Annotated in this window: 19 protein-coding genes; 6 read left to right on the top strand and 13 right to left on the bottom strand. The window is 53.4% G+C overall.

Annotated features, from left to right (window positions below; translation table 11 throughout):
- Positions 1 to 4: 4 nt before the first annotated feature.
- The 5 genes from WHS46_12735 to dnaK all read right to left on the bottom strand — a co-directional run bounded on the left by WHS46_12735 (position 5) and on the right by dnaK (position 9,497).
- Complete coding sequence (locus WHS46_12735; protein MEJ5349542.1) at positions 5 to 2,737, bottom strand: 2-oxoglutarate dehydrogenase E1 component; 2,733 nt, start codon at positions 2,735 to 2,737, stop codon at positions 5 to 7.
- A 122-nt stretch (positions 2,738 to 2,859) separates the two neighbouring features.
- Positions 2,860 to 5,490 (bottom strand): ATP-dependent chaperone ClpB, encoded by a 2,631-nt coding sequence (clpB, locus tag WHS46_12730; protein MEJ5349541.1) that lies wholly within the window; start codon positions 5,488 to 5,490, stop codon positions 2,860 to 2,862.
- Positions 5,491 to 5,515: 25 nt separating this feature from the next.
- Positions 5,516 to 5,869 carry a chaperone modulator CbpM gene (locus WHS46_12725; protein MEJ5349540.1) on the bottom strand — a complete coding sequence of 118 codons (354 nt, stop codon included), beginning with the start codon at positions 5,867 to 5,869 and terminating at the stop codon, positions 5,516 to 5,518.
- A gap of 600 nt (positions 5,870 to 6,469) precedes the next feature.
- Complete coding sequence (locus WHS46_12720; GenBank protein MEJ5349539.1) at positions 6,470 to 7,444, bottom strand: DnaJ C-terminal domain-containing protein; 975 nt, start codon at positions 7,442 to 7,444, stop codon at positions 6,470 to 6,472.
- 172 nt (positions 7,445 to 7,616) lie between these two features.
- Positions 7,617 to 9,497 carry a molecular chaperone DnaK gene (gene dnaK / locus WHS46_12715; protein MEJ5349538.1) on the bottom strand — a complete coding sequence of 627 codons (1,881 nt, stop codon included), beginning with the start codon at positions 9,495 to 9,497 and terminating at the stop codon, positions 7,617 to 7,619.
- 252 nt (positions 9,498 to 9,749) lie between these two features.
- Here dnaK and WHS46_12710 point away from each other — a divergent pair, with 252 nt between their 5' ends.
- Complete coding sequence (locus WHS46_12710; GenBank protein ID MEJ5349537.1) at positions 9,750 to 10,439, top strand: TIGR04211 family SH3 domain-containing protein; 690 nt, start codon at positions 9,750 to 9,752, stop codon at positions 10,437 to 10,439.
- 609 nt (positions 10,440 to 11,048) lie between these two features.
- Positions 11,049 to 11,654, top strand: coding sequence for a hypothetical protein (locus WHS46_12705; GenBank protein MEJ5349536.1), 606 nt, complete (start codon positions 11,049 to 11,051; stop codon positions 11,652 to 11,654).
- Between the two features lie 11 nt (positions 11,655 to 11,665).
- Here the strand turns inward: WHS46_12705 and WHS46_12700 are convergent, their stop codons facing one another.
- From WHS46_12700 to WHS46_12675, 6 genes are all read right to left on the bottom strand, one after another.
- On the bottom strand, positions 11,666 to 12,625 hold the full coding sequence (locus tag WHS46_12700) for a hypothetical protein (GenBank protein MEJ5349535.1): 960 nt from the start codon (positions 12,623 to 12,625) through the stop codon (positions 11,666 to 11,668).
- Positions 12,626 to 12,807: 182 nt separating this feature from the next.
- On the bottom strand, positions 12,808 to 13,827 hold the full coding sequence (locus WHS46_12695; GenBank protein MEJ5349534.1) for a hypothetical protein: 1,020 nt from the start codon (positions 13,825 to 13,827) through the stop codon (positions 12,808 to 12,810).
- A 316-nt stretch (positions 13,828 to 14,143) separates the two neighbouring features.
- Entirely contained in the window at positions 14,144 to 15,745 is a 1,602-nt protein-coding gene (locus WHS46_12690; protein MEJ5349533.1) for a carboxyl transferase domain-containing protein, read from the bottom strand.
- A 47-nt stretch (positions 15,746 to 15,792) separates the two neighbouring features.
- A complete protein-coding gene (locus WHS46_12685; protein ID MEJ5349532.1) occupies positions 15,793 to 16,575 on the bottom strand; it encodes an enoyl-CoA hydratase in 783 nt (260 codons plus the stop codon).
- 68 nt (positions 16,576 to 16,643) lie between these two features.
- Positions 16,644 to 17,828, bottom strand: coding sequence for an acyl-CoA dehydrogenase family protein (locus WHS46_12680; protein ID MEJ5349531.1), 1,185 nt, complete (start codon positions 17,826 to 17,828; stop codon positions 16,644 to 16,646).
- An 891-nt stretch (positions 17,829 to 18,719) separates the two neighbouring features.
- The gene (locus tag WHS46_12675; protein MEJ5349530.1) at positions 18,720 to 19,595 is read right to left on the bottom strand and encodes a 50S ribosomal protein L11 methyltransferase; all 876 of its coding nucleotides are present in this window, start codon (positions 19,593 to 19,595) and stop codon (positions 18,720 to 18,722) included.
- Between the two features lie 264 nt (positions 19,596 to 19,859).
- On the opposite strand from WHS46_12675, the gene WHS46_12670 reads away from it, so the two are divergent.
- The 4 genes from WHS46_12670 to WHS46_12655 all read left to right on the top strand — a co-directional run bounded on the left by WHS46_12670 (position 19,860) and on the right by WHS46_12655 (position 22,856).
- The gene (locus WHS46_12670; protein ID MEJ5349529.1) at positions 19,860 to 20,513 is read left to right on the top strand and encodes an MBL fold metallo-hydrolase; all 654 of its coding nucleotides are present in this window, start codon (positions 19,860 to 19,862) and stop codon (positions 20,511 to 20,513) included.
- A 5-nt stretch (positions 20,514 to 20,518) separates the two neighbouring features.
- Positions 20,519 to 21,091: a methylated-DNA--[protein]-cysteine S-methyltransferase gene (locus WHS46_12665; GenBank protein ID MEJ5349528.1), complete on the top strand. Its 573-nt coding sequence runs from the start codon at positions 20,519 to 20,521 to the stop codon at positions 21,089 to 21,091.
- Positions 21,092 to 21,201: 110 nt separating this feature from the next.
- On the top strand, positions 21,202 to 22,545 hold the full coding sequence (locus WHS46_12660; GenBank protein ID MEJ5349527.1) for an inositol-3-phosphate synthase: 1,344 nt from the start codon (positions 21,202 to 21,204) through the stop codon (positions 22,543 to 22,545).
- Positions 22,542 to 22,856: a cytoplasmic protein gene (locus WHS46_12655; GenBank protein MEJ5349526.1), complete on the top strand. Its 315-nt coding sequence runs from the start codon at positions 22,542 to 22,544 to the stop codon at positions 22,854 to 22,856. The genes WHS46_12660 and WHS46_12655 overlap by 4 nt, the downstream gene beginning before the upstream one ends.
- 161 nt (positions 22,857 to 23,017) lie before the next feature.
- On the opposite strand, the gene cobD is transcribed toward WHS46_12655, so the two are convergent.
- Together cobD and cbiB are read right to left on the bottom strand one after the other, a co-directional pair.
- The gene (gene cobD / locus WHS46_12650) at positions 23,018 to 24,127 is read right to left on the bottom strand and encodes a threonine-phosphate decarboxylase CobD (GenBank protein MEJ5349525.1); all 1,110 of its coding nucleotides are present in this window, start codon (positions 24,125 to 24,127) and stop codon (positions 23,018 to 23,020) included.
- A 13-nt stretch (positions 24,128 to 24,140) separates the two neighbouring features.
- A complete protein-coding gene (cbiB, locus tag WHS46_12645) occupies positions 24,141 to 25,112 on the bottom strand; it encodes an adenosylcobinamide-phosphate synthase CbiB (protein ID MEJ5349524.1) in 972 nt (323 codons plus the stop codon).
- Positions 25,113 to 25,117 lie beyond the last annotated feature (5 nt).

The following is a 25,117-nucleotide window of genomic DNA, read 5'->3' as shown; positions in this document are numbered from 1 at the left end:
CAGTTCATGGATGTTGAAACGCTTTGGCCACGAGGATTTCCTGTTCTTCCTTGTGGCGACGATGAAACCCCGTGGCGGGACTCGCCGAAGCCGGCCGTCCCACATACATGGGTTTGTCTCCCAGCAACCTTTGCAGTCGCGGGCACACAAAAGTCCAGGCCCCCATGTTTTGAGGTTCCTCCTGTACCCATGTCCAACGTCGCACCGAACCGTAGGCTCCAAACAGAGAATCCAACGCGTTTTCAGGAAAAGGGTAAATCTCTTCCAGACGCACGAGCACAAAGTCATCTAGGCCCAACTTTTCTCGATATTCCGCCAGCTCATAGTAAATCTTGCCCGTGCACAAAAGGCCGTAGGCGGCCGAAGACGTCGCTTGTGGATCGTCCAAAACCGATGCAAACCGTCCTCGCACAAAAGCCTCCAAATCGGATACGGCCTTGGGGTGACGCAGCAGGCTTTTGGGGGTCATGATCACCAAAGGTTTTTTTTGGGAATCCAGGGCCTGGCGGCGAAGCAGGTGAAAGAACTGTGCCGGGGTGGTCGGCTGACAGACCCGTAGGTTGTCTTCGGCGCATAGTTGCAGGTAGCGTTCCAACCGAGCGCTGGAATGTTCCGGCCCCATGCCTTCATAGCCGTGAGGAAGAAGCATCACAAGGCCGCTGGTTAATTTCCATTTGGCCTGAGCGGCGCTGATATATTGGTCGATGACGCTTTGGGCGTTATTGGCAAAATCCCCGAACTGAGCCTCCCACAAAACCAGTGTGGACGGATCACGCAAGGAATAACCGTACTCAAACCCCAAAACGGCGTATTCGGACAGACTGCTGTTGACGACCACAAAGGGTGCCTGCGTCGGCGACAAGTGGTTAAGGGGCACAAAGGTCTCTTCCGTCTCAACATCATACAAGACGGCATGGCGATGACTGAAGGTGCCTCGCCCACTGTCTTGGCCGCTAAGGCGCACGGGATAGCCTTCCAAAAGCAGGGATCCCAGGGCAAGCAGCTCTCCGGTGGACCAATCCAGATCCTTTCCCGTTTCCACCTTTTCACGGCGCTTTTCAAGGATTTTTTCCAATTTCGGATTAACATGAAACCCAGAAGGGTATGTATGTGCAGCCCGAACAATGCTCAGAAGTCTTTCCGCGGAAACGGCGGTTTCTACGGTTTCGGGATTCTTTGGGGTTTTTTCTCCTTCCTCCCATGCCTCTAGTCTAAAATCCTGAGCTAGAACACAGCCGGCACTTCGAGCTTCTTTGAGAGCATTTTCCAAGTTTTCCAGAGTCTTTTTTTCTAAGGCCTGAAGTTCCTCAGCCGAAAGAACACCATCGTTTTGCAATCGTGCCGCGTAAAGTTCATTGACCGGAGGACGTTTTCGAATTCTTTCCACCATGGTCGGCTGCGTATAATACGGTTCATCTCCTTCGTTATGCCCGTAGCGGCGATAGCACACCACGTCGATGATCACGTCTTTGCCATATCGGTAACGGTAGTCGCAGGCCAAATGCATGACATGGACGGCCGCTTCCGGATCTTCCCCGTGCACGTGAAAGATGGGAGCCGGCAGCATCTTGGCCACATCGGTGGCATAGCGGGTGGATCGGGCTTCCTGGGGAACAGTGGTAAAGCCGATCTGGTTGTTGATCACCAGATGAAGGGTGCCTCCCGTGCAATACCCGGCAAGCTGTGAAAGATTCAGGGTTTCATAGACCACACCCTGGCCGGCGAAAGCGGCGTCTCCATGGATAAGCACCGGCAAAACCTTTTTCCTTCCATCTTCTCCGTGCAGATCTTGCAAAGCCCTTGCTAAGCCTTCCACCACAGGGTCCACGGATTCCAGGTGGCTGGGGTTGGGCAAGAGCAGGGTCCGCACTTTTTTTCGGCCGTCTTCAGAAAGATTGACCCAACCCATAAAGCCCTTGTGATACTTGACATCTCCGCTGCCGGTTTCCGATTCCGTGTCGCAGCTTTCTTCAAATTCGGAAAAAACGGCGGCAGCGGTTTTCCCCAAAACATTCACCTGCACGTTCAGGCGGCCTCGATGTGCCATGCCCAAAACCAAGGTGTCACAGCCTTGAGCGGCCGCGTAGGGAATCAAGCTGTCCAGCATGGCAACCACCGTCTCAGCCCCTTCCAAAGAGAACCTTTTTTGCCCAAGATACGTCTTGTGCAAAAACTGCTCGAATCGATTGGCCTGCCACAGTTTTTCCAAGATGCGTAACCGATCTTCCACGGAAAAAGAAGGATGATTGCGGGTGGATTCCATACGTTCCTGCAACCAGTGCCGCTCTTCAGGATCCAGAAGGTGCATGAATTCCGCGCCCACCGACCCGCAATAGGTTTCCTTTAGCAAGGCCAGCACGTCCCGTAAGGGAGCCTTGGCCCAAAAGGGGATGTCAGGCGTCAAAAAAACCCGGTCCAGATCCGCCGAATCCAACCCGCATGCTTCCAGGGTCAGAAGAGGATGTTCCAGGGGGCATGGTTCCAGAGGGTCTAGGCAGGAGAGAAGGTGCCCCAATTCTCGATATCGCCGAATCAATTCCGCCACGTGAACCTGACGCAGGATGTCCTCGACATCGAGCCGGCTTTCTTCAGGCACTTCGATTCTTGAAGCTATGCCCAGATCAAAACCTTCAAAAAACCACTGCCAGTCTTCGGGGACACTCTGAGGATTAGCTTTCCATCGTTGATACTGTTGTGCAAAGTACGTTGCGTTCAAAGGCAAAGAAAGATCTTTCATGCCGCGCCCCCTTCGACATAGGCCAAGTCTTCTCTAGGCTCACTTTTTTAAGGAGCACGGGATGAAATCCTCTTCATGAAAGATTTCATCCCTGGCGATGGACCGACAGCCGCCAAAAGTGCTTAAGCGGCGTCGGCATTCATCGGATTCACATGGGAGACGGCTAAACGACCGTCTTTAACACCCACGTGAATTGTTGCCCCTTCCAGAATATCCCCGGCGATAAGAGCTCGACCGATTCGGGTTTCCAGTTCCCTCTGTAGAAGCCTTTTGAGCGGTCGAGCACCGTAGACCGGATCGTATCCGGTACGCGCCAGCCATTCACGAGCCTCTTCGCTCATTTCCAAACGAATGCGACGATCTTTAAGGCGTCGCTCTAAATCCCGAGTGAGCAGACTCACGATCTTTTTCACCTCTTCCAAGGTCAGGGGCTTAAAAAGAACGATATCATCCACACGGTTCAAGAACTCAGGCCGGAAGTGGCGTCTTAGGTCCGCCATCACTTTTTCACGAGCGTGTTCTCTAATTTCTCCATACTCGGTTACACCATCCAAAAGATATTGGGATCCGATATTGCTGGTCATAATGATAACCGTGTTCTTGAAATCCACCGTGCGGCCTTGAGCGTCCGTGAGACGACCATCGTCGAGGATCTGGAGAAGCACGTTGAAGACATCGTGGTGCGCCTTTTCGATTTCGTCGAAAAGGATCACGCTGTAGGGCTTGCGGCGCACAGCTTCCGTCAATTGGCCTCCCTCTTCATAACCCACATAGCCCGGAGGCGCTCCGATGAGGCGGGACACCGTATGCTTTTCCATGTATTCACTCATGTCGATGCGTACCAGATTGTCTTCGGAATCGAAGAGGGCTTCCGCCAAAGTCTTGGCCAATTCGGTTTTGCCCACACCAGTAGGACCCAGAAAAATAAAGGATCCGATGGGACGTCGAGGGTCCTTGATCCCGGAACGGGCTCGAAGAACCGCATCGGCCACCAGCTGCACCGCTTCATCCTGACCAACCACTCTGCGGTGAAGGATCTCGTCCAGTTTCAGCAGCTTTTCCCTTTCTCCTTCCACCAGGCGCGTGACCGGAATTCCTGTCCAGCGGGAAACAATCTCCGCAATCTCTTCTTCTGTCACTTCTTCTCGCAGGAGCCGGTTGCCGCCTTGTTGGGCGCTCAAACGCTCCTCTTCGGCCCTGAGCTGCCGTTCCAATTCAGGCAAGCGACCATGTTTCAATTCCGCCGCTCGATTCAGATCGTACTGTCGCTCGGCGATTTCAATCTGATGCCGTACCTTTTCGATTTCTTCTCGAAGCGCCTGGACTCTCTTGATGGCTTCCTTTTCCGCCTCCCACTGAGCCCTCATGGCATTGGCTTTTTCCCGCAATTCAGACAATTCCTTGCGAAGGTTTTCCAGGCGTTCCTGGCTGGCCTTGTCCCTTTCCTTTTTCAGAGCGGCCTCCTCGATTTCCAGCTGCATCACGCGTCGAGTCACTTCATCCAGTTCCGCCGGCATGGAATCGATTTCCGTTCGAATCATGGCACAGGCTTCATCCACCAGGTCAATGGCCTTGTCGGGAAGAAACCTGTCGGAAATGTAACGGTTGGACAACACAGCTGCAGCTACCAGAGCACTGTCCTGAATTTTTACACCGTGATGAACTTCAAAACGTTCCTTGAGACCTCGAAGAATGGAAATAGTGTCTTCCACGGACGGTTGATCCACCAGCACCGGCTGAAAACGACGTTCCAAGGCGGCATCCTTTTCGATGTACTTGCGGTATTCATCCAGGGTGGTGGCGCCGATGCAGTGAAGTTCCCCGCGAGCCAGCATGGGTTTAAGCATATTGCCGGCATCCATGGCACCTTCCGCCTTACCGGCCCCGACAATGTTATGCAGTTCGTCGATAAAAAGCAAAATGCGGCCTTCGGATTCCTTGATTTCTTGAAGCACGGCCTTGAGACGTTCTTCAAACTCCCCGCGATACTTGGCTCCGGCCACCAACGCCCCCAAGTCTAGAGCGTAAATGGTTTTGTCTTTGAGTCCTTCCGGAACATCGCCTCGCACGATTCGGTGAGCCAGCCCTTCCACGATGGCCGTTTTCCCAACACCGGGTTCCCCGATGAGCACGGGATTGTTCTTGGTTTTTCGACTGAGGATGCGAATGACACGCCGAATCTCACTGTCTCGACCGATAACAGGATCCAATTTCCCGCTTCGGGCTTCCTGCACCAGGTCTCGACCGTATTTTTGCAGTGCTTCATAGGTGGATTCCGGAGCCGCTGATGTCACGCGCTGGTGCCCTCGAACCGTCGTCAGGGCTTTCAACACGGCATCTCGTGTGACCCCGTGTTTTTGCAGAATGCGTCCCGCAGGGGTCGAGGGACCTTCTTCCACAAAAGCCAGTAGCAGGTGCTCGACGGAAACATATTCATCCTTGAGGTGCCGAGCCTCTTCTTCCGCCTTGACCAAGAGTTTGTTCAATCGCTGTGTAATGTAAACCTTGCCGGGTTCCGCCCCGGGACCGCTCACACGCGGTTTCTTTTCCAAAGCCTGAACCAAATCTTCCTGGACCGCAGACAGCGGAATGTCCATCCTTTTCAGAAGTCGAGAAACCAATCCTTCAGGCTGTTCCAGGAGGGCCGCCAGAAGGTGTTCTCCATCCACTTCCACATGGCCGTACTTGACAGCCTTAGCCTGAGCGGATTGCAAAGCTTCCTGTGACTTTATGGTGAATTTATTGAGATCCATGATTGTTCCTCCGTCAATTTTATGTTCACGGCCGTTCTGAAATAAGGCCGAGGACTTCTCTTTCCAATTCCCGCACACGAGATTCCAGTGTTTCGATGCGGCGCATCAATTCCAACACCACGCCGATACCCACGTAGTTGATGCCAAGATCCCGACGTAACCTCAAAATTTTGTGCACGACATGAACGGCCGAGCGTTCAAAAAGACTTGGAATTCCCGCTGTTTCTTCCAGGGGATCCAGAAGACCCAGTCTTACAAAACGCACGATAAGATCCGGATGCACGCCACATAAGGACGCTAACTCGGACAAGGTCAATCCAAGAAGACGGGATTCACAAAAAGCGGTCCTACGCACAATGCCGTAGCGTCTTTCCACCATGACGCCAGCCTCCTCGTTTCCTGGCGGACAATCTTTTTCGAAAATGCTTGAACGCTCTTTCTTTCTTCGAACCCACCCCTCATTGCTGAAAAGCCTTGATCTCTGCGGCCGGTTTCAGCCAGGGAGTCTCTTCTCTAAGGTCAACCAGGGATTCTTCGAAAACGCACAATGACCGTTGCCTCGAACGCCATTTTTAAGGAGCGCGAGACGCCTCCTCCCCCCTACAAGCCTGAACCCGCTCCTTTTACCTGGAAGCCCGTCCTAGAACTCGCACTACCAAGGTCTTTCATGCCTTTTCAAAGTGGAGGCGAGACACCGCCTCGCCCCTATTGGAGGTGCAAGTCGCGGGCCCAACATTTGTGCAAGCGGGACGTCGGCGCTTGCGGGATCTTTTCCGAAAACGCCGGTTTCGACTGATGAGGCAGCGCTAAGCAATCGAAATGGCGTTGCTTCCATAGGTCTATTGAGTTCTCTGACAGCCTCGACCGGGAAAATCCAACTTCACACAACCTCCTTGTGCTTTCTGTGACGGCGCTCCAAGGAGTTTTGCTTCCTCCAAGTTGAATGTTGCCGATACAAAGGGAAAATCCTTCCGACGGCTCAGGATCGAGGGTCAAAGGTGGAAACTTCCCGAAGCTTTTCAAACAAGGTCTTTTCTTCTCGAGTCAGGCGCTTCGGAACCATGATCTTCAACACGGCGTACAGATCCCCCGCCGCTCCCTTTGGATTAGGCATGCCTTGTCCTCGCAGCCTTAATTTTTGTCCCGACTGGGATCCAGGGGGAACCTTGAGGGAGTAAGTACCGCCCAAGGTGCGCACGGGAACTTCAGCTCCCAAGGCCGCTTCCCATGGGGATACGGGAAGATCCATATAAAGATCCCGGCCTTCCAGGCGGTAGACGGGATGGGGTTCAATCTCCACTTCAAGATAGAGATCCCCCGCAGATCCTCCGCCCACTCCCTCATGACCTTGACCAGCCAAACGAATCTTTTGGCCCGGCAAGATCCCCTTGGGGATCTTGACCTCCAAATTCTTGACCTCAGGCCGGACCATCCCGTTAATGGCGGTGCTCATCGCCTGTAAAGAGATGGTCTTGGTCGCTCCATGGAAAGCATCTTCCAGGCTGATGCGCAGTGTGGCATGACGGTCCGCTCCCGGCTGCCGCCATGTGGCACCCGAACGTGTCCGCCCCGAGGTTTGAGCTCGGCGAAAGCCTTGCCCTCCAAAAAGCATTTCAAAAAAGTCACTGAAATCCCCGCTTCCTGACCAGAAAAATTCCTGTTGTCCGGGACCGCCTCCGAAATCGAAATGCACATCCCATCCTGGAGGCGGTCGAAAATCCTGGCCGGCACGCCAGTGGCTTCCCAACTGGTCATACTTGGCACGTTTTTCAGGGTCCTTGAGCACCTCGTAGGCTTCGTTGATTTCCTTGAACTTCTCCTCGGCGCCCGGCTCTTTGTTCACATCCGGATGGTATTTGCGTGCCAATTTTCGATAGGCTCTTTGAATCTCTTCCTGACCCGCCGTTCGAGAAACCCCGAGGATTTCGTAGTAATCTCGAAACTTGACCGCCATGCGATGTCACCTCGATCCTTCCGTTTTTCTCAGCATCGCCCGATTCGGGCTGAGACCCTCCGTATCTTGTTCTTCTTTAGCATTCTTCGAAAAAAAAAGCTCAAAAAACGGGGCGCACCCTTGTGCGCCCCACACCCAAGCCACATCCAGAGGCTTAGCATCTACGACGAGATCATTTCTGCGTAAATTCCGCATCTATGACATCGTCGTCCTTGGCACGTCGCGAGCTCTCCGTGGCCGACGCTCCGGCCTGCTGATAGGCTGCGGCCGCCAGGCCATGCAACGCCTGCTGCAAATCCCCCGCCAAGGACTGGTAACGTTCCTTGGTGGTCGCTTCATCGGCAACGGCTTTTCGAGCCTCCTCGATCAGGGTCTCGCAACGAGCCTTTTCGTGGACCGGTACCTTGTCCGCCAAATCTTTCAAGGTTCGTTCCAATTGGTAAGCTAAGGAATCCACCTGGTTTCGAGCGTCCACGGTTTCACGGCGTCGACGGTCTTCGGCTGCATGTTCTTGAGCTTCCCGCAGCATGCGTTCCACTTCGCTCTTGTCCAAGTTGGTGGAATCGGAAATGGTCACCTTCTGTTCTTTGCCTGTTTCTTCATCGCGAGCTGTCACGTTCAAAATACCGTTGGCATCTATGTCAAAGGTCACCTTGATCTGCGGCACACCCCGCGGTGCGGGTCGAATGCCTTCAAGGCGAAAACGGCCGAGGACTCGGTTGTCTCGAGCCATCTCCCGTTCCCCTTGCAGCACCACAATGTCCACCGCCGTTTGGTTGTCTTCCGCCGTGGAAAAGATTTCTTCCCGCCGACACGGGATCGTGGTGTTGCGTTCAATGAGCTTGGTCATGACACCACCCAGGGTTTCCACACCCAAAGACAAAGGCGTCACGTCCAACAGAAGCACATCATCCACATCCCCTTTAATGATGCCTGCTTGAATGGCAGCTCCCACAGCCACCACTTCGTCCGGATTGACACTCATGTTGGGCTGCTTCCCGCCGGTAAGCCTTTTGACCAGCTCCTGAACCGCCGGAATACGCGTGGATCCACCCACGAGAATCACTTCGTCGATGTCACCGGCCGTGAGCTTGGCATCCGCAAGGGCTTGCTTGACCGGCCCCATGCATCGTTCCACCAGATCTTGTGTCAAAGCCTCGAACTTGGCTCGCGTCAGCTTCTTCACCAGATGCTTGGGTCCCGTAGCATCCGCCGTAATGAAAGGCAGATTGATGTCCGTTTCGATGGTCGACGAAAGCTCACATTTGGCTTTCTCGGCCGCTTCGTAAAGCCGCTGCAAAGACTGGCGATCCTTTCTGAGGTCAATGCCGGTTTCCTTTTTGAATTCGTCCGCCAGCCAATCCACGATGCGCTTATCAAAGTCATCGCCACCCAAGTGCGTATCACCAGCGGTAGCCCTCACTTCACACACCCCGTCACCCACGTCCAGAATGGACACGTCAAAAGTTCCACCACCCAAGTCAAAGACAAGAATGGTCTCATTTTTTTTCTTTTCCAATCCGTAGGCTAAGGCCGCCGCCGTGGGTTCGTTGATGATACGAAGCACTTTCAATCCGGCGATTTCTCCAGCCTGCTTCGTGGCCTGCCGCTGCGCATCGTTGAAATAGGCCGGAACCGTGATTACCGCTTCCGTAACCTTTTCTCCCAAATACTTGGAAGCATCCTCCACCAGTTTCCGCAAAACCTGGGCCGACACTTCCTCAGGAGCTACCAGCTTGCCACGAATATCAAAACGCACCGCATCGTTGGGCCCTTTGACCACTTTGTAAGAAACAATCTTGGATTCCTCTTCGACCTCGTCCCAGCGACGGCCGATAAAACGCTTGGCGGACGCCACCGTGGCCTGCGGGTTCAAAATAGCCTGACGGCGAGCCACCTGACCAACCAGCCGTTGACCGTCTTCAAGATAGGCCACCACCGACGGCGTCGTCCGTGATCCCTCAGCATTGGGAATCACCGTCGCCTTTCCGTTTTCCCAAACGGCTACCACGGAGTTGGTAGTCCCAAGATCGATGCCCACTGCTTTCGCCATATGCTTGATCCTCCTTCATGCGAAGAGATGTCGCAAACCGAAGTATTTCGATGGTATGCGTTTCGTCTATTAATTTAATCATCCATAATGTCAACGCCAGTCGGTGAGAACAATTTTGTCACTTTCTCTTCGCTTCCATGAAGTCTTCCGTCTTTTTCTTGCCGAACTTTGTAAAATGCCTCTATAGTGAACCGTTTGAAAGAACTTTCCTTGCCTGAAAGAACCAAGGCACGGCGAAAAGGGGGTGTCGTTTTGAGGAATCGTGCGAAGTTGCGACCGGTATGGCTGGTTTGTATCGGCCTTTTTTGGGTTTCGGCCACGGTTCAGGCGGCCTATGTGACGGATACTTTTGAAATCACACTTCGCAGCGGGCCGAGCCAATCCCATAGAATCGTTGCCATGTTGAATTCCGGGCAAGAAGTGAAAGTGCTTCAGAAAAACGACGCCGGCTGGGCTTTTGTGCGTGTTCTGGACGGGCCTCACAAAGACAAGGAAGGCTGGGTGATCAGCCGGTATCTCATGGATCGAGTGCCATGGGAAAAGCAGGCCGCTCAACTGCGTCAGGAAAACAATGCCATCAAGTCTTCTTTATCAGCCAATGACTCCCAATGGCTGCGCTATCAGACGCGGGAAAAGGAATTGACCGAAACCCTGGAAAAAACCACGCGCGAATTGGAAACTCTCAAGAAAGAACACCAAGCGCTTCGGGAAGGGGCTTCCGATTATCTCAAACTTAAGGAAGAATTCGATCGAACGCAGGCGGCGCTCGCAGAAAGCCAGGCCTTGGCCAAAAGGCTCGCTCAGGAAAATGAAAGCCTTCGCTTTTCCCAACACATAAAATGGTTTGTCACCGGCGCCTTGGTGCTCTTGTGCGGTTGGCTGATCGGCCTTGTCATGGGGCGTCAACGCCGAAAGAAAAGCACAGGGCTTCATTTTTCTTGAAGAAAAGGCCCATGCGCCTGATTGCGGACACATAGCTCCGCCCCGACAGCTTCATTCCCCACGGCCGGCATTAAACATCGTGACCAATCCAGAGGGCTTCGGGACCAACCCCTTTCTAGAGAGGCGCACCGATGGAGGCGCCCACATCACGACCCAAGCCCGGAAATTCTGGGGCGGGCACACAGGTCCGTCCCTACAATGTCATTCCCCATGGCCGGCATTCAATGCCACCGTCAACGGGGAAAGGATGCGGCCCGAAAACCATGGGTCTGAAATCCCACCTTGATCCTTAGGCCATTTTTCGATCATAATTCAATTGTCGGTCGCCTTCGGCGCTCCGGGCCAAGGTCAAAGAAATCCATTCCGTCATTTCACCGATTCCGTGTAACACATCAACCATGGATGTCGATCACAAGACCGAGAAAACCGGTATTTTTGCCTTTCGCTCGCCTGTAGCGCTCACGGCACCACCTGCAACGAGAAAAGGCTTGTGAGGGAAACCTAAAATGCCGATGGATATGGTAAGGGCGATTGGAAAACTTCAACAGCCTTTGGGAATTCCAAGAACTTTTAGTTGAGGTGTTTTGGCATCTTTGAGAGGAGGTGGGCATGGCCATGTTGGAAACCCGCAGTCTCTTGGAATACTTTAAGGATGCCGTGGAAAAGGCGTCGCAGGACCTGGATGTGGAAATCTCGCAATTGGCTCAGTTCTATCTGGTGGATCTGTTGTCCCGCTACGCCCACGCTTCCCCCCTGCAGGAACCGGAATGGGGAGAAAGGGACAAGTCTTTTGCCCAAGCCCTCTTGGAAAGCTATGGAGTGTCCAGCGAAAAAAGGGCGCGCATTTTAAGGCAGATCGGAGACACAACCCTTTTTGTTTCCGGATTCTTTTCCGACAGCTTCCAGCGTCGTTTGGTGGACATTGACTATTATGCCGCCATCGGCAGCACGGCTTATCGATCTTTGGAATCCCTTTTGGCTGCCCGAATCGTGGACTGGGGTTTTGAAGGGGTTTTTCAAGAACTGAGCGAAAAATTCCTTCGGCTGGTAGATCTTTTTGCCGAAATCGGAGACACCTCTGGTCGGCAGCATGCCGGTGGTATTCTGAGGATTTACGAAAGATGGCTTAAAACCAAGAGCCCTCGTGATCGAAGGCTGCTTCGGCAAATGGGCATCATGCCCATCGATGAATCTTCATCCAATATTTTGCACTGAAGCCCTGAGGTTTACTGTCGGTTTCGAAGCAGGGCCTCTTCTAACCTTTTCAAACGTGCCTGCAGTTCTTGAAAGTGCGTGGTGAGGGTTTTAAGGATCACGAGGGTGTCCGCATTGTGCAGCGGCACCCTGGAAAGAAGCTGGTCGTAAAAGAGGCCGTCCAAGCGGGAAAGATAAAGGTTTTCCAAGCGCGATAGGAATCCGGATGCCAAAGCAAAGGCAAGGGTGACGGAAACGGATTGGACCAATGCCAAAAGGCTGGCGATACCCATCACGGCCGTACTTGCCGCATCCTGCGTGCCGTCAATCACTGGCTGAACCCACAGGTAAAAAACCCACGCGGACTGCACAAAGCCCAGGAGTGGCAGGAAACGACTGATGGATCGAAAGGCATCCCAGGACGAAGGCACAAGGTGCCAATCCAGCCCTTCCAGCCTTTGTTCCCGATGCACCATCTCGTCGGAAGACGGTGTTCCTTGACCTTCCAGAACAAGAAGACGCAGCCTCTTGTGGGCCAAAGAAAAAAGGGACCAGGGCAAACGAGCGGCATCCCGTGCCAGGGCCTTTAAGGGAAGAGCCTTGGAAGCATTTTCCGTGAACCACTCAAGCCGTTTCGCATTCTTTTCCGGCATTTCGAAGCCCACATGCTTTCTCAAAGCGCGAGCCACCATGAAGGTTCCCCAAACCTGAAAAAGAAGCCACAGAATTCTTAAAACAAGGCAGACGCACAACACACCCACCAGGTAGAAAATCACCGATCCCAGAAGGCCTTGGTTGGCCCAGGGCGTGCTCAACCAAAAATCCATCCCTTGAAGGGCTTCTTGAGGCTTTAAGGTGGTGTTCAGCGAAGAGGCGCCAAGAGCCGAGCGCAACAGACCGGAAGCCGGAAATCCCGCCGCAAGACACGCTAGCAGGAAGGTAAACCACCATAGCCTCTGCGAGGATTCGTAACGACGAATACCGTATTCCATGGATGTCCCCCCTTGAGACAATGTGGATCCATGAATACGGCACGCTGAGGTAGGAAGGCAATGACAATCTTGGGAAAAAGCACGGCATCAAAGATCAAGCCGTGGATCTAAGTCATGAAGGTATCCGGAAAACCCGCACGAAAAGGGGGCCGAACGGCCCCCACGCTTGGAAAAAATCAAAGCTAGCCGCGGCCGGTCATGGACTTGGGAATGCGTCCCGTGCGCACACATTCGGATCGCAGACGCCGACCCACAATCTTTTCCACCCATCGGCCGATTTCCAAAACCTTGTCCACATCCACGCCGGTATCGATACCCATCTCATCCATCATCACCACCATGTCTTCCATGCACACCAGACCGACGATGGAAGGATCCACATAGTAATAAGAACCTGTGCCGGCCACGGGAACACCGTCCACGAAGTTGGCCGGTTGTCCGCCGATGCCGCCCATGGTGCCTTCATAATGGGTGATGCCCGCCTGCAATGCCGCCAAAACATTGGCCAGACCCCAACCTCGGGTTACATGAAAATGGGCGATGTGTTTGGAAGTATCCGGAATGGCATCCAGAATCATAGAAAAATATTCATAGACCTTGTTGGGAGGAGCCGATCCGTCGTGGTCGGCATGTTCAATGTCGTCGGCCCCGATATCCAACCAGCGTCGAGTAAATTCCACGGCTTTTTTCAGTTCCGTAGGGCCTTCGATGGGACATCCCCAGATGGTGCTCACGGTTCCGCAGACTTTCATGCCGACTGCATGGGCCTTGGGAATGTATTCCTCGCACATCTTCCAGTACTCGGCCAAGGTGGTCCCGGAGTTTTTCTTGTGGTGCGATTCGCTGGTGGACACCATGAAAAGGATACGATCCGGTCCGTAGCCCTCTTGACGGGCTTTGATGGCGCGTTCCACGGCCTTTTCTCGAATGGTAATGGCAGTGACTTCCACGTCTTTGATCAAGTGCGCGATTTTCTTGCTGTTACGAAAACGCTTTAACAGCTCATCGGCGTCCTTGAACTGAGGCATCCCTACGGGGTTCCCCAGGTTGGTCAGTTCAATGCGGCGGAATCCAGCCAGCACCAGCTGCTCAGCCACCCATAATTTGGCTTCAAGAGGTATGTATTTCTCTTCGTGCTGAAAGCCGTCTCGAACCGTAATGTCGCCCAAAACCACTTTCTTTGGATAATTCATCGTCGCCATGCTGCTTCCTCCTTGTTGGGAGTCCATAAGAGGTTAGAATGTTCGCCATGCACTGCTTCCTTCCTTGGGCGGCAGGTGAGGCGGTCACACATTCGGCACCTGAGTGTGCCGTTTAAAGAAACCCGGATTTTTCATCCCTGCATCCGTCCTTTTGAGACGGACCCGACGCCTTGCTTTTTTCTCTTCCTCGTGAAGCAATCCCTGAACATGTTCAGAGGCTTCTTGATTTGCTCGAGGATCGAGTATTCATGTTTTTCAGCAAGGCATAGGCCCTCGGCACGGGGGCATTCACCACACAGGCTTCTCGTCCCAGCCGCTAAAACCTCAGGTTACCGAAAGCCGGATCTCCAATGGGTTTAAGCAGACTGACCTCAAAAGCCATGGCCAGCCAGTCACGAATCTCGCGAAACTTGAGGACCCTGTCGTTCAAGAGTCGAGCCCCGCAGAAAAAGGGATGAGCCTCCCCATCATATTTTTCAATCATTTGCATGCGAAAGGCCTGTTTTTCTCCATCACTCATGGGTTTGCCTTCCGCGGCCCTCTTACGCTCTTCAATGGACAAAAGCACCTCGGCTGCGGAGCGTCCACTCATCACCGACGTTCGAGCCCTCATGGTGGCGAAAAGAAAATGAGGCCTGTAGGCTCGGCCGCACATGCCGTAATTGGCCGCTCCGTTGTCCGGCCCGATAACCAGTTGAATACGCGGCACCTGAGCACAGGAGACGGCGCGCACCATGTCGGCGCCGTACTTGCCGATTCCCATGTGTTCCGATTCAGAACCCACCATGTAGCCTGGAGAACTTTGAATGAACAGCAAAGGCACCTTTTCCTGACAGCACCGCACAATCCATTCGGTAGCTTTGCGGGCCGCCTCCACAAAAATGATTCCCAAACCGTTGGAGGCAATGATTCCCACGGGAATGCCCTTGAGGCGAATCTTTCCTGTGACGATGTTGTCGCCGCGTCCGGGAGCATAGTTTTTCTTGTATTCAATGAAATGGCTGTCGTCGGCAAAAGCCTGAATCACCGCTCTCACGTTGATTCCTTGATGAATCTTGGCCGGAAGCTCTTCGTAAATGGTTTCCACCGGCACCATCGGCGGGGATTCGGCATAACGGTGAATATGAAGCTTTTGCGGGGGTTCCAGTGACAGAATCTCTCGAACCTTTTCAATGGCTTCGTCTTGGGTCCGGCAGAAATGGTCCGCCCCACCGGAAATCTGGGTGTGCACACGGGCACCTCCAAGATCCTCTGCGGAAATGACCTCGCCCGTCGCCGCCTTCACCAAAGGAGGCCCCCCTAAAAAGGAATAGGCCAGTTTTTCGATCATGACGGCCTGACAGGCCATAAAGACAATGTAGGCGCCTCCGGCCGTGTTGCCCCCGGTGCTCAAGGTGATCTGCTTTAACCCTTTAGCGGACATGCGCGCCATGTTGTAAAACATGGAGCCGAAATGGCCGTCGTCAGGAAAAACATCGGCCTGCATGGGCAGAAAAGCGCCCCCTGAGTCTGCGATATAAACGCAATTGAGGCCGCATTGTTCGGCAATGGCCTGAGCGCGCATGTGCTTCTTGAGAGTGATAGGGAAATAGGTTCCGGCTTTGACTCGGCTGTCATTGGCAATGATCATGGTCCAATTGCCGTAGATCTTGCCGATTCCCGTGACGATTCCGCCGCATGGGACATCATCCACCTCGGGATAATGCATGCCGAAACCTGCCAAACGGCTCAGCTCATAAAATTCCGTTCCCGGATCGATGAGCTTTTGAATGAGCTGCCGAACCGGCTGTTTGCCCTGTTTGGCCAAGCGTTGCACTGCAGCTTCTCCGCCGGGCCACATGGCATGGTAAACCCTTTCATCCAGCTTAAGTTCTTCATTTTCCCAAAAAGCTCTGTTTTCCGCTCGAGCATCGCTCATAGTATCACCTTTTTCCCTTCCCACAGGATGACCCGATCTCTCACGCTTCACTTGCCCTTGTAGACGGGTTTGCGTTTTTCCCGAAAAGCCGCAAGCCCTTCCAGACGGTCTTCCGTGGGAATGGTGATCCAGTAGGCATTGGATTCAATAGCCAAGCCGGTGTGCAGGTCCGTTTCCAAACCGTAATTGATGGCGTACTTGGCCTGCTGAATGGCGATGGGACCTGTTTCGCAGATCATGGCGGCCATGGCCAAGCATTCATCCATGAGCTTTTCCGGGGGAGCCACGCTGTTGACCAATCCGATACGCAAGGCTTCTTCAGCGTCCACACGTCGGCCGGTGAAAATGAGTTCCTTAGCTTTGCCACGCCCGACAAGACGCGGCAGGCGTTGCGTGCCCCCGGCTCCGGGTATGATGGCCAACCGGGTTTCCGTAAGCCCCATGGTCGCCTTTGACGAGGCGATGCGAATATCGCAGGCCAGAGCCAGTTCCGTGCCGCCTCCTAAAGCTACCCCGTTGACCGCCGCAATAACCGGCTTCGGAAGGTCTTCTATGGCGGTAAAGAGATTGCGGATCGTAAAAATAAATTCCTTCACCTGAACCTCGGACAAAGTCGCCCGTTCCTTCAGGTCTGCTCCGGCGCAAAAGGCCTTGTCTCCAGCCCCGGTGACAATCACCACTCGAATGTCCCCATCAAAACGCAGAGATTCAATCTTTTCCTGAAGCCCACGAAGCATGGCGAAATTAAAAGAATTCATCACCTCCGGTCGATTCAGCGTGAGAATGGCGACCTGATCCCTTCGTTCTTCCAACACCACAGGCTGTTCCATCGCCCCCTCCTTGCCTTCTGCTAAGCACTTGAAGCTTTAGGAAACACAAGGTCTTACGGAAACGCCTCCTAGGCCTTGCCAGCTCGAGCCAAGGCCTCTCGAAGAAGTTCTCGAGCCACCACAATTCGCCGAATCTCGTTGGTCCCCGCTCCAATCTCGTACAGTTTGGCATCGCGCCATAGTTTCTGCACGGGAAACTCCAAGCAATACCCATACCCGCCGTGAATCTGAATGGCTTGATTGCAAACCCATGTGGCGGTTTCGGAAGCAAAAAGGATGGCAGCCGCCGCTTGGCGAGTCAGTTCTGTGCCCTTGCCGCCTCGAGGAGCGTTTTGAGCCACGTGGGCCGCCCGATAAACCAGAAGACGGGCGGCTTCGGTGCGGGCATACATGTCCGCAAGCTTTTGTTGAATCATCTGAAATTTGCCGATGGGCTGCCCGAACTGTTCCCTTTCCGCTGCGTAGCGGATGGAATAGTCCAAAGCCTGCTGGGCCATGCCTACCGAGCCGCCGGCTAAAACAATACGTTCTACATCCAGCCCGCTGGTCATGACATGCACCCCATTGTTTTCCTCACCCACAAGATTTTCCGCGGGCACTTCGCAGTCTTCAAAAACCAGTTCCCCTGTCGGGGAACCCCGCATGCCGCATTTTTTAAGCTTTCGTGACACGGAAAAGCCCGGAAAATCCTTTTCCACAATAAAAGCGCTGATACCCTTGGCACCTTTTTCTGGAGCCGTCTTGGCATACACCAAAATCACATCCGCAATGGGACCGTTGGTGATAAACATCTTCGTGCCGTTAAGAATATACTTGTCGCCTTTCTTTTCCGCGCGCGTGCGCAGACTCATGGCATCGGAACCTGCATTGGGTTCGGTGAGCCCCAAAGCCCCGATTTTTTCTCCTCGAACCATGGGGGGAAGATATTTTTCCTTGAGTTTCTCGCTGGCATTCTTGTGAATATTGTGCATGCACAGGTTGGAATGAGCGGCGTAGGTCATGGCAAGCCCGGGGCAAATGCGGCTCATTTCTTCAACGGCCAAGGTTTGCATCAAAACGTCGCCGCCAAGACCGCCGTATTTTTCGTCGATGGTGATCCCGAGAATACCGATTTCCGCACATTTTTTGAAAAAATCGGGAGGAAACCAGTCTTCGTCGTCCACTTTTTCCTGAATGGGACCCAACTCATTGACGGACCATTTGTACACCGTTTCCTTGATCATGCGCTGTTCGTCGCTCAGTTGAAAATCCATAACACTCTCCTGACGTTAGCCCAGTGAAATCCGTCCATCATTCACTTTGCACCCCAAAGGATTGTTTGCGAAATCCATCGTGAAGCAACCAAACGCTCCACCCTTTTCGTCTGAACATACGGCGCATGAGCGGAGTGGATCCCGGTGCCGGAGGCGCAGGCGCTGGAAGGAAGGTCTGAGGAACAGGACAGTTTCTCCGCAGTCGGGGTCAGTTGTTTTTATTGGATCATCCAAAGTTTGTCAATACCGAACGCTGAAAGGCAAAGCTATCCATTGGTTGAGGCGCCCCCCACGTGTCCGCCCAAATGTCACCAGGCTTGGGGGTGCGGCCTCATGTGTCCATCCTGGAGCCGAAGGTCTTGAAGGAACCAACCGATGCGTCCACCCCAAGTTCTCCCCCTCACCAAAGAATTTTGGGACGCACACACCGGAGCGCCCCTACAAAAAACCCGGTTTCGGCAGCGATTTGGAACCAAGTGCCCGCAAATCTACCTGCTTCCTGGAGGGTTTCGAACCAACCATCGGTAAATCAGCCTAGATCGTACCCCTGAGGCCAGGAATCTTCACCATATCAGGCACGCAAGGCATGGTCCATAGATGGAGCCGCTGCTGTAGGGGCGGGCCCATGTGTCCGCCCCTGAAGAAGCGTCGGAAACGGGGCGGCTATGGGACACACACCGTTGCGCACCGACAAAAGGAATTCATTCCACCTCCATGCCCAACGGTTAGGGGCGGTCTTGTGTCCGCCCTTTTATATTCTTTAAACTACAGGACCGGACCGACAGGGCCGCCAAATACAACCGAAGCAGCAAGAGGCATGGCAACAACCTCTAGAGGACATTCCTCAAGACGTGGAAGTGTGGATCGATGTGTCCGCCCAGGTTTTACGGATCAGGTACGCCTCCAAAACGAAGCGGCCCAATCCTCCTGAACCAAGTAGCCCTCTGGAGAATGTGTCCCCAAAAACATGCTTTTCAGCGTTTCGGCCTGGGACTCAAAGTAGCCGCTGCAGATGATCCAACGAAACCGTTTCCACCCGTCCTTTTGCAAGAAGACCCTCAAGCTAGGCCATTCCAGGTTCACCAGAAGCAATTCTCCGAACGGTCCCACGGCCTCCAAACCGGCTGCGATCACCAGAAGGATTTTTTGATCCAAGCCGTTTCTTCGAACATTAGCCCCAGCTTCTTCAACGGCGAGGGGGTTCACATCCAAGGCCAGCACCCGGCGAGCTCCCAGTCGAGCTGCCGCCATTGCAAGAATACCTGTTCCTGTCCCCACATCCACCACCGTCCTCATGGACTCCGACACATAGACCTGTGCTAAAAGTTTCAGGCATAATCGTGTCGTCGGGTGCATGCCGGAACCAAAAACCAAGCCAGGACGCAGGACGATGCTGAGGGCATGAAGTGGAAGGTTGTGGGTGTCTTGCGATGTAAAAAGGATTTGAAAAGGACCTATGTGCAGAAGTTGATTTGGCAATCTCTGCCATTGGCCATAACTCAGATCATAACGGCCGGTCACATGAAACCCCTTGGCCTCAAGATGCGAGATCGCAAGATCCGATGGGACACGATCGAAAAAGCAATACACATAAGGTGGCTCCCGCCAGCAGCCCATCAACCCTTCGCACAAAATATCAACGATTCGTCCATGTTTCTCCAGGCACTCCAGCACGTACAGCCGATCGGGAGGATTGTCCTGGGTATCCAAGGAAGATGCCGGTGAAGGGTTGGGAGATCTTTTGACTTTCGGGCAATCCTGAGCCATTTTATTGATCCTTTGGTCCCAGGGGACGCCAAACGTTTGATGGAGTCGCCTAGGAAGGGATTGTCTGACAATAACGACATAGAATGGTTTTCCTGAAAGCGCCGGCCTCCAACCCGCCGTTTGTGCGGGCGGGACGCCCGTGTTTCCAGGAAGAAATCTGTTTTCTGAAAAGTTCCAAAAGAAGGACAACCTGGAAGCTTGTTAAGGATGCTCCAAGGGTTGCCACGCCACGTTGTACGAAGACCGTTTTCAGGGGGGAGCGCCATGAAGATCTTGCAAAAACCGGTCGGCATGATGGAAGTGTTCTGTTACCTGGTCATGGACGAGACCACAGGAGATGCCATTCTCATCGATCCGGCAGGAAATGAAGAGGAACTGGCGACATGGCTTCAAGAAAATAAAGCCGTTTGCCGCTACATTGTCAACACGCATGGGCATGCGGATCATACCTGCGGCAACCGGCGCATGAAGGAACTTACGGGCGCTCCCATCGTCATGCACGCTTTGGATGACGACTTCTTTCAGATGCCGGAGAATCAAGCTTTTGCTCGAGCCATGGGCTTTCCCATCAGTCCGCCCGCCGATGTGCGGGTTCAGGACGGCGACTCTTTGACTTTTGGTTCTTTGACCATGAAATTCATTCACACACCGGGGCACACACCGGGAGCCTGCTGTATTCTCATTGACGGTCACCTTTTCACCGGGGACACTCTTTTTGTGGGCGCCGTCGGACGAACCGATCTTCCCGGCGCCTCTTTTGAACAACTTTTGGAATCCCTTCGAAAACTCACTCGTCTTCCTGCGGAAACCATCGTCTGGCCTGGGCATGATTATGGCGATCAGCCCACGTCCACCATTGGCCGGGAAATGGAAACCAATCCTTACATCACGGATTTTCTTATAGATGAAGAGGCTTAATGACTATGTCTTCTTTTTGGGTCGATCTCTTCTTTCTTTCTTCCTGGGGATGGATTCTTACGGCAGCCACCGACAAAGGTGTGTGCGCCTGTCATATCTTGAGCCTGAGTTCTCAAAAAGATACCGCAAGCTCGCAACCTTTCCATGTGCGACAGGCGGCGGAAGCGTTCCTGCTCAGGTTGTTTCCACACTGGAAACCGATATGGAAACCCAATGAAGTGTCTATGGCAGCTCGTGAAGCCTTGATGGCCTATTTTTCAGGATCCAGGGAACACCCTCGCGTCCCTGTGCACTGGATTTCCGGAACCCCCTTTCAACACAAGGTTTGGCAAGAACTTTGCCGCATTCCTTACGGGGCCACCCTGTGTTATGGGGACGTCGCGAACCGTCTCGGCCTTTCTCAGGGAGCTCGAGCCGTAGGACAAGCTTGCGGCAAGAATCCCACGGCCATTTTTGTTCCCTGTCATCGGGTTGTGGGTCGTCACGGTTCTTTGGGAGGCTATTCAGGAGGAGTCCATATCAAAAAGGCCTTGCTTGCCCTGGAAGAAGCCTGGCCCGAAATTCGGCGTTTACCTTGACACGTGAAGAAGCCAAGGCCTATTAGGAAACGCGCTTCATAGCCATGGCATGAGGGTGCGCGGGCCTGATCAAGTAAGTCATCAACTCTTGCACACATCGGAGGGAAACCGTGCTGGAAAAAGAGCTCAAGCGTAAAGGAGACATCGAGGCGCCCCGAGGCAAGCTGGGCGTGCTCATTCCAGGAATCGGCGGAGCTGTGGCCACCACCTTTGTGGCCGGCGTGGAAGCCATTCGCCGAGGGCTTGCGGAACCCATCGGCTCTCTCACGCAAATGGGCACCATTCGTTTGGGCAAACGCGATGAATATCGCGTTCCGCGCATCAAAGACTTCGTCCCTCTGGCCTCTCTTGATGACATTGTTTTTGCCGGTTGGGACATCTACGAAGCCAATGGTTATGACGCCGCCCTTTTTGCCAAGGTGCTCCGCAGGGAACATTTAGAACCCATTCGTGATTTTCTGCAAACCATTCAGCCCATGAAAGCGGTCTTTGACCGCCGTTTCGTCAAAAACCTCGACGGCAACCATGTCAAATCGGGATCCAGCCTGCGTGATCTCACGGAAGCCCTCAAAGAAGACATTCAGCATTTCAAACAGGCTCACGGCATCGACCGTTGCGTCATGATCTGGTGCGGCAGCACGGAAGTCTACCTCAAGCCGGAAGAACCGCATCAATCCCTGGACGCCTTTTTGGATGCGGTCAAAAAAAACGATCCGCGCATTTCCCCTAGTATGATCTATGCCCTGGCAGCCCTGGAAAGCGGTATTCCCTTTATCAACGGGGCTCCCAATCTCACGGTGGATATTCCCGCGATGGTGAGCTTGGCCAAAGAAAAGAAAGTTCCCATCGCCGGCAAGGATTTCAAAACCGGTCAGACTCTGATGAAAACAATTCTGGCCCCAGGACTTAAAGCACGCATGCTGGGCTTGGAAGGCTGGTATTCCACCAATATTTTGGGAAACCGGGACGGACTGGTATTGGACGACAAGGATTCGTTCAAAACCAAGGAAGAAAGTAAACTCTCGGTTCTCGAATATATCCTTCAGCCGCAGCTTTATCCGAGCCTGTACAAAAACTACTACCACAAAGTGACCATTAATTATTATCCGCCCCGTGGAGACAATAAGGAAGGCTGGGACTGCATCGATATTTTCGGCTGGATGGGTTACCCCATGCAGATCAAGGTGGATTTTCAATGCCGCGATAGCATTTTGGCGGCTCCTTTGTGTCTGGACTTGGTCCTTTTCGCCGATCTGGCTCAACGTGTAGGCATGTATGGCATTCAGGAATGGCTGTCTTTCTATTTCAAGAGCCCCATGCACAAGGAAGGGCTGTATCCTGAACATGATCTTTTCATCCAGCTCATGAAATTGAAAAATACCCTTCGCTACCTTATGGGGGAAGAGCAAATTACCCATTTTGGGTTAGATTACTACATGAACGACTTGGCATGAAGGACCTAAAGGGAGGTGACGGCGGTATGGGCGCCAAACATTCCCACCGCTTCGTGGAAACCTATGACGGCCTTGTGGCTTTTGGATTTTCGCGGGACGTCGACGAGAAATCTCTTATGGTCTACCTTCAAAAGTTCTCGGACGACGGCCTTTTAAATATCCTTGTGCCACGCCTATCGGATCGGGAATTGACCGAACTGTTCGATACCATCTCCAACCTGATGCGAAAATATCTGACCGATAAAGAGTACCATAGGTACTTTCTTAAAGAGGAAACTCACTCTGACCCTGAAAGCGAGAAGCATACCTGAAAAACGCCCTTTCACGGGAGCGCGGGCATCCCACCGCACACATGGAAGGCAGAAGCCCGCGCCCCAGAAAAGACACAGTTCCACGCTTGTAGGGGCGAGGCGGCGCCTCGCCCCTGTCTTGGCCATCAGATGTTTCGGCGTGCACATTCCCGCCCAGGCTTCTAGACACTTGTCTGACGCCACTGATTCAGGGCTTCAATGAGGCGGTCGTTCTCGTGAGGTAATCGCACGGCAACACGAAAATCCTGGGGCGTCAAGCCGTCAAAATTGGCGCAGTCTCGAATAAGCAGCCGATGACGCACCAGGAGTTCTTCCTTGAGCTGGGCCGCTGTGGAAAGCGTGGACTCGAGGCGCACAAGCAGGTAATTAGCTGCCGAAGGAAAAACCTTGAAGCCTGATATTCGACCCAAGACCTCGCTCAAACGCCCTCTTTCGGCACTGACCAGTTTCAATGTCTCTTGACGATAAAAATCCTGCCGCAGACAATACACCCCAGCGGCTTGAGCCAGAGTGTTCACGGACCATGGAGGCACCTGGTCTCGCAGCCGAGCGGCCCAATCGAAAGAAGTCAGCACATATCCTAAGCGTAATCCCGGAATACCGTAAAACTTGGTCATGGACCGTATCAGTATTAAACGCTCATGCTGTGCCAACGCTTCAAGGAAGGATTCTTCTTCACAAAAGTCTATAAAAACCTCGTCAACCACAAGGGTCATGCCTCGACGACGTGTTTCTTCCACGAGGAAACAACGCACGTCCCGAGGAATCAAGGATCCACACGGACTGCCAGGATGCGTGATCAATAGCGCTTTCGGAGCCAAAGTATCCATGGCCCGACGCAGCTGATCCACGGTAGGCTGAAAGTTGTACTGAGCTTCAGCCTCGCACAAGTGCATTCGGCATCCATGAAGCGCAAAGGCTTTCAGGTATTCCTTGAAAGTCGGCACCACCGCCAGCACTGAAGACGCTTCGATGACCTTGGGAAGGAGATAGATAAGCTCCGTGGACCCATTGCCCACAACAACGCTGGTGGAATCCAGACCGTAACGGGCGGCGATGGCATCCACCAGAGTTTTATTGGCGATGTCGGGATAATGCTGCACGCTATGGTATGCCTCGATCAGGACTTCCAAGAGCCCATCGGGGGGCCCTAGCGGATTGATACTGGCACTGAAATCGATAATGTCTTCGGGAGCACACCCCAATCGCCGTGCCATTTCGAAGACATTACCACCATGAATCGATAAAGGGTCAGTTCCTGACATTTCCATGCAACCAGGCTCCTCATCTGGACAGACTAAACCGCACAAAAACGGCCAGCATCGCCCCCAAGGTTGCTCCCACAAAAAGCAAACGAATCATGCGCCGAAAGGCTTCTAGATCGGGTTCTCTCAAAGGATCCCCCAAGGTAGGTTTCATCACGGGTTTACCGAAATAGACAGCCGGACCTCCCAGCTCGATTCCCAAAAGCCCGGCCGCAACCGCTTCCGGGTAACCGGCGTTGGGGCTTGAAGTTTTTCGAGCATCCCGTTTCATGACCGCCTTGGCATGTCGCCAATCCATGCCGCACAAAGCGCCGGCCGTCAAAAGCACAAGAGCACTCAACCGTGCAGGAATCCAGTTAAAGACGTCGTCGGCTCGTGCTGCCCACCATCCGAAATGCAGGTAACGATCATTTTTGTAGCCTACCATGGAATCCATGGTGTTGACGGCCTTGTAGAGCATGGCTCCGGCAGGACCGGCAATAGCTAAGTAAAAAAGGGGAGCTATAACGCCGTCAGAAAAATTTTCGGAAACCGTCTCAAGCAGCGCCCGCCAGATACCCTCTTCATCCAAGTGCTCGGTGTTACGGCTCACAATGTGCGAGAGACGTCGTCGTGCTTCCTCCAAGTCCCCGGCTTTCAAGGCCACGGCCACAGAGTGAGCCGCATCGTAAAGGCTTCGAGTGGCCAGAGTCGTGTAAGCCAAACAAATACCCAACAAAGCCGCAAGACCTTCGTGGATCCAGGAAACGGCCAAAAGCAGAAGACTCACAAAAGAAAGGACCCACGAAACATGAAAGAACCAATACAAGGCGCCCCGAAAACGCTGCGCCTTTGCTCCGCTTCGTTTTCCATAAAAAAAAGGTTCCGTCTTTTCCAGGACACGCCCGATCCAGCGCACCGGATGGGGCCACGTGGGTGGATCTCCAAAAATGAGGTCCAAGACGAAAGCCAGCCCAAGAGAAACAGGAGAAAAAGAGCTCAATCCCGGCACGGCGC

The organism is Desulfosoma sp. (assembly GCA_037481875.1).
In the GTDB taxonomy this organism is placed as follows: domain Bacteria; phylum Desulfobacterota; class Syntrophobacteria; order Syntrophobacterales; family DSM-9756; genus Desulfosoma.
The sequence above is the reverse complement of the archived record's forward strand: the minus strand, read 5'-3'. Positions and strand labels throughout refer to the sequence as shown.

Excerpts from the sequence above, each read along its gene's own strand:
- WHS46_12735 (MEJ5349542.1), bottom strand. The coding sequence starts at position 2,737 with ATGAAAGATCTTTCTTTGCCTTTGAACGCAACGTACTTTGCACAACAG.
- clpB (MEJ5349541.1), bottom strand. The coding sequence starts at position 5,490 with ATGGATCTCAATAAATTCACCATAAAGTCACAGGAAGCTTTGCAATCC.
- WHS46_12725 (MEJ5349540.1), bottom strand. The coding sequence starts at position 5,869 with ATGGTGGAAAGACGCTACGGCATTGTGCGTAGGACCGCTTTTTGTGAA.
- WHS46_12720 (MEJ5349539.1), bottom strand. The coding sequence starts at position 7,444 with ATGGCGGTCAAGTTTCGAGATTACTACGAAATCCTCGGGGTTTCTCGA.
- dnaK (MEJ5349538.1), bottom strand. The coding sequence starts at position 9,497 with ATGGCGAAAGCAGTGGGCATCGATCTTGGGACTACCAACTCCGTGGTA.
- WHS46_12705 (MEJ5349536.1), top strand. The coding sequence starts at position 11,049 with ATGGCCATGTTGGAAACCCGCAGTCTCTTGGAATACTTTAAGGATGCC.
- WHS46_12700 (MEJ5349535.1), bottom strand. The coding sequence starts at position 12,625 with ATGGAATACGGTATTCGTCGTTACGAATCCTCGCAGAGGCTATGGTGG.
- WHS46_12695 (MEJ5349534.1), bottom strand. The coding sequence starts at position 13,827 with ATGGCGACGATGAATTATCCAAAGAAAGTGGTTTTGGGCGACATTACG.
- WHS46_12690 (MEJ5349533.1), bottom strand. The coding sequence starts at position 15,745 with ATGAGCGATGCTCGAGCGGAAAACAGAGCTTTTTGGGAAAATGAAGAA.
- WHS46_12685 (MEJ5349532.1), bottom strand. The coding sequence starts at position 16,575 with ATGGAACAGCCTGTGGTGTTGGAAGAACGAAGGGATCAGGTCGCCATT.
- WHS46_12680 (MEJ5349531.1), bottom strand. The coding sequence starts at position 17,828 with ATGGATTTTCAACTGAGCGACGAACAGCGCATGATCAAGGAAACGGTG.
- WHS46_12675 (MEJ5349530.1), bottom strand. The coding sequence starts at position 19,595 with ATGGCTCAGGATTGCCCGAAAGTCAAAAGATCTCCCAACCCTTCACCG.
- WHS46_12670 (MEJ5349529.1), top strand. The coding sequence starts at position 19,860 with ATGAAGATCTTGCAAAAACCGGTCGGCATGATGGAAGTGTTCTGTTAC.
- WHS46_12665 (MEJ5349528.1), top strand. The coding sequence starts at position 20,519 with ATGTCTTCTTTTTGGGTCGATCTCTTCTTTCTTTCTTCCTGGGGATGG.
- WHS46_12655 (MEJ5349526.1), top strand. The coding sequence starts at position 22,542 with ATGAAGGACCTAAAGGGAGGTGACGGCGGTATGGGCGCCAAACATTCC.
- cobD (MEJ5349525.1), bottom strand. The coding sequence starts at position 24,127 with ATGGAAATGTCAGGAACTGACCCTTTATCGATTCATGGTGGTAATGTC.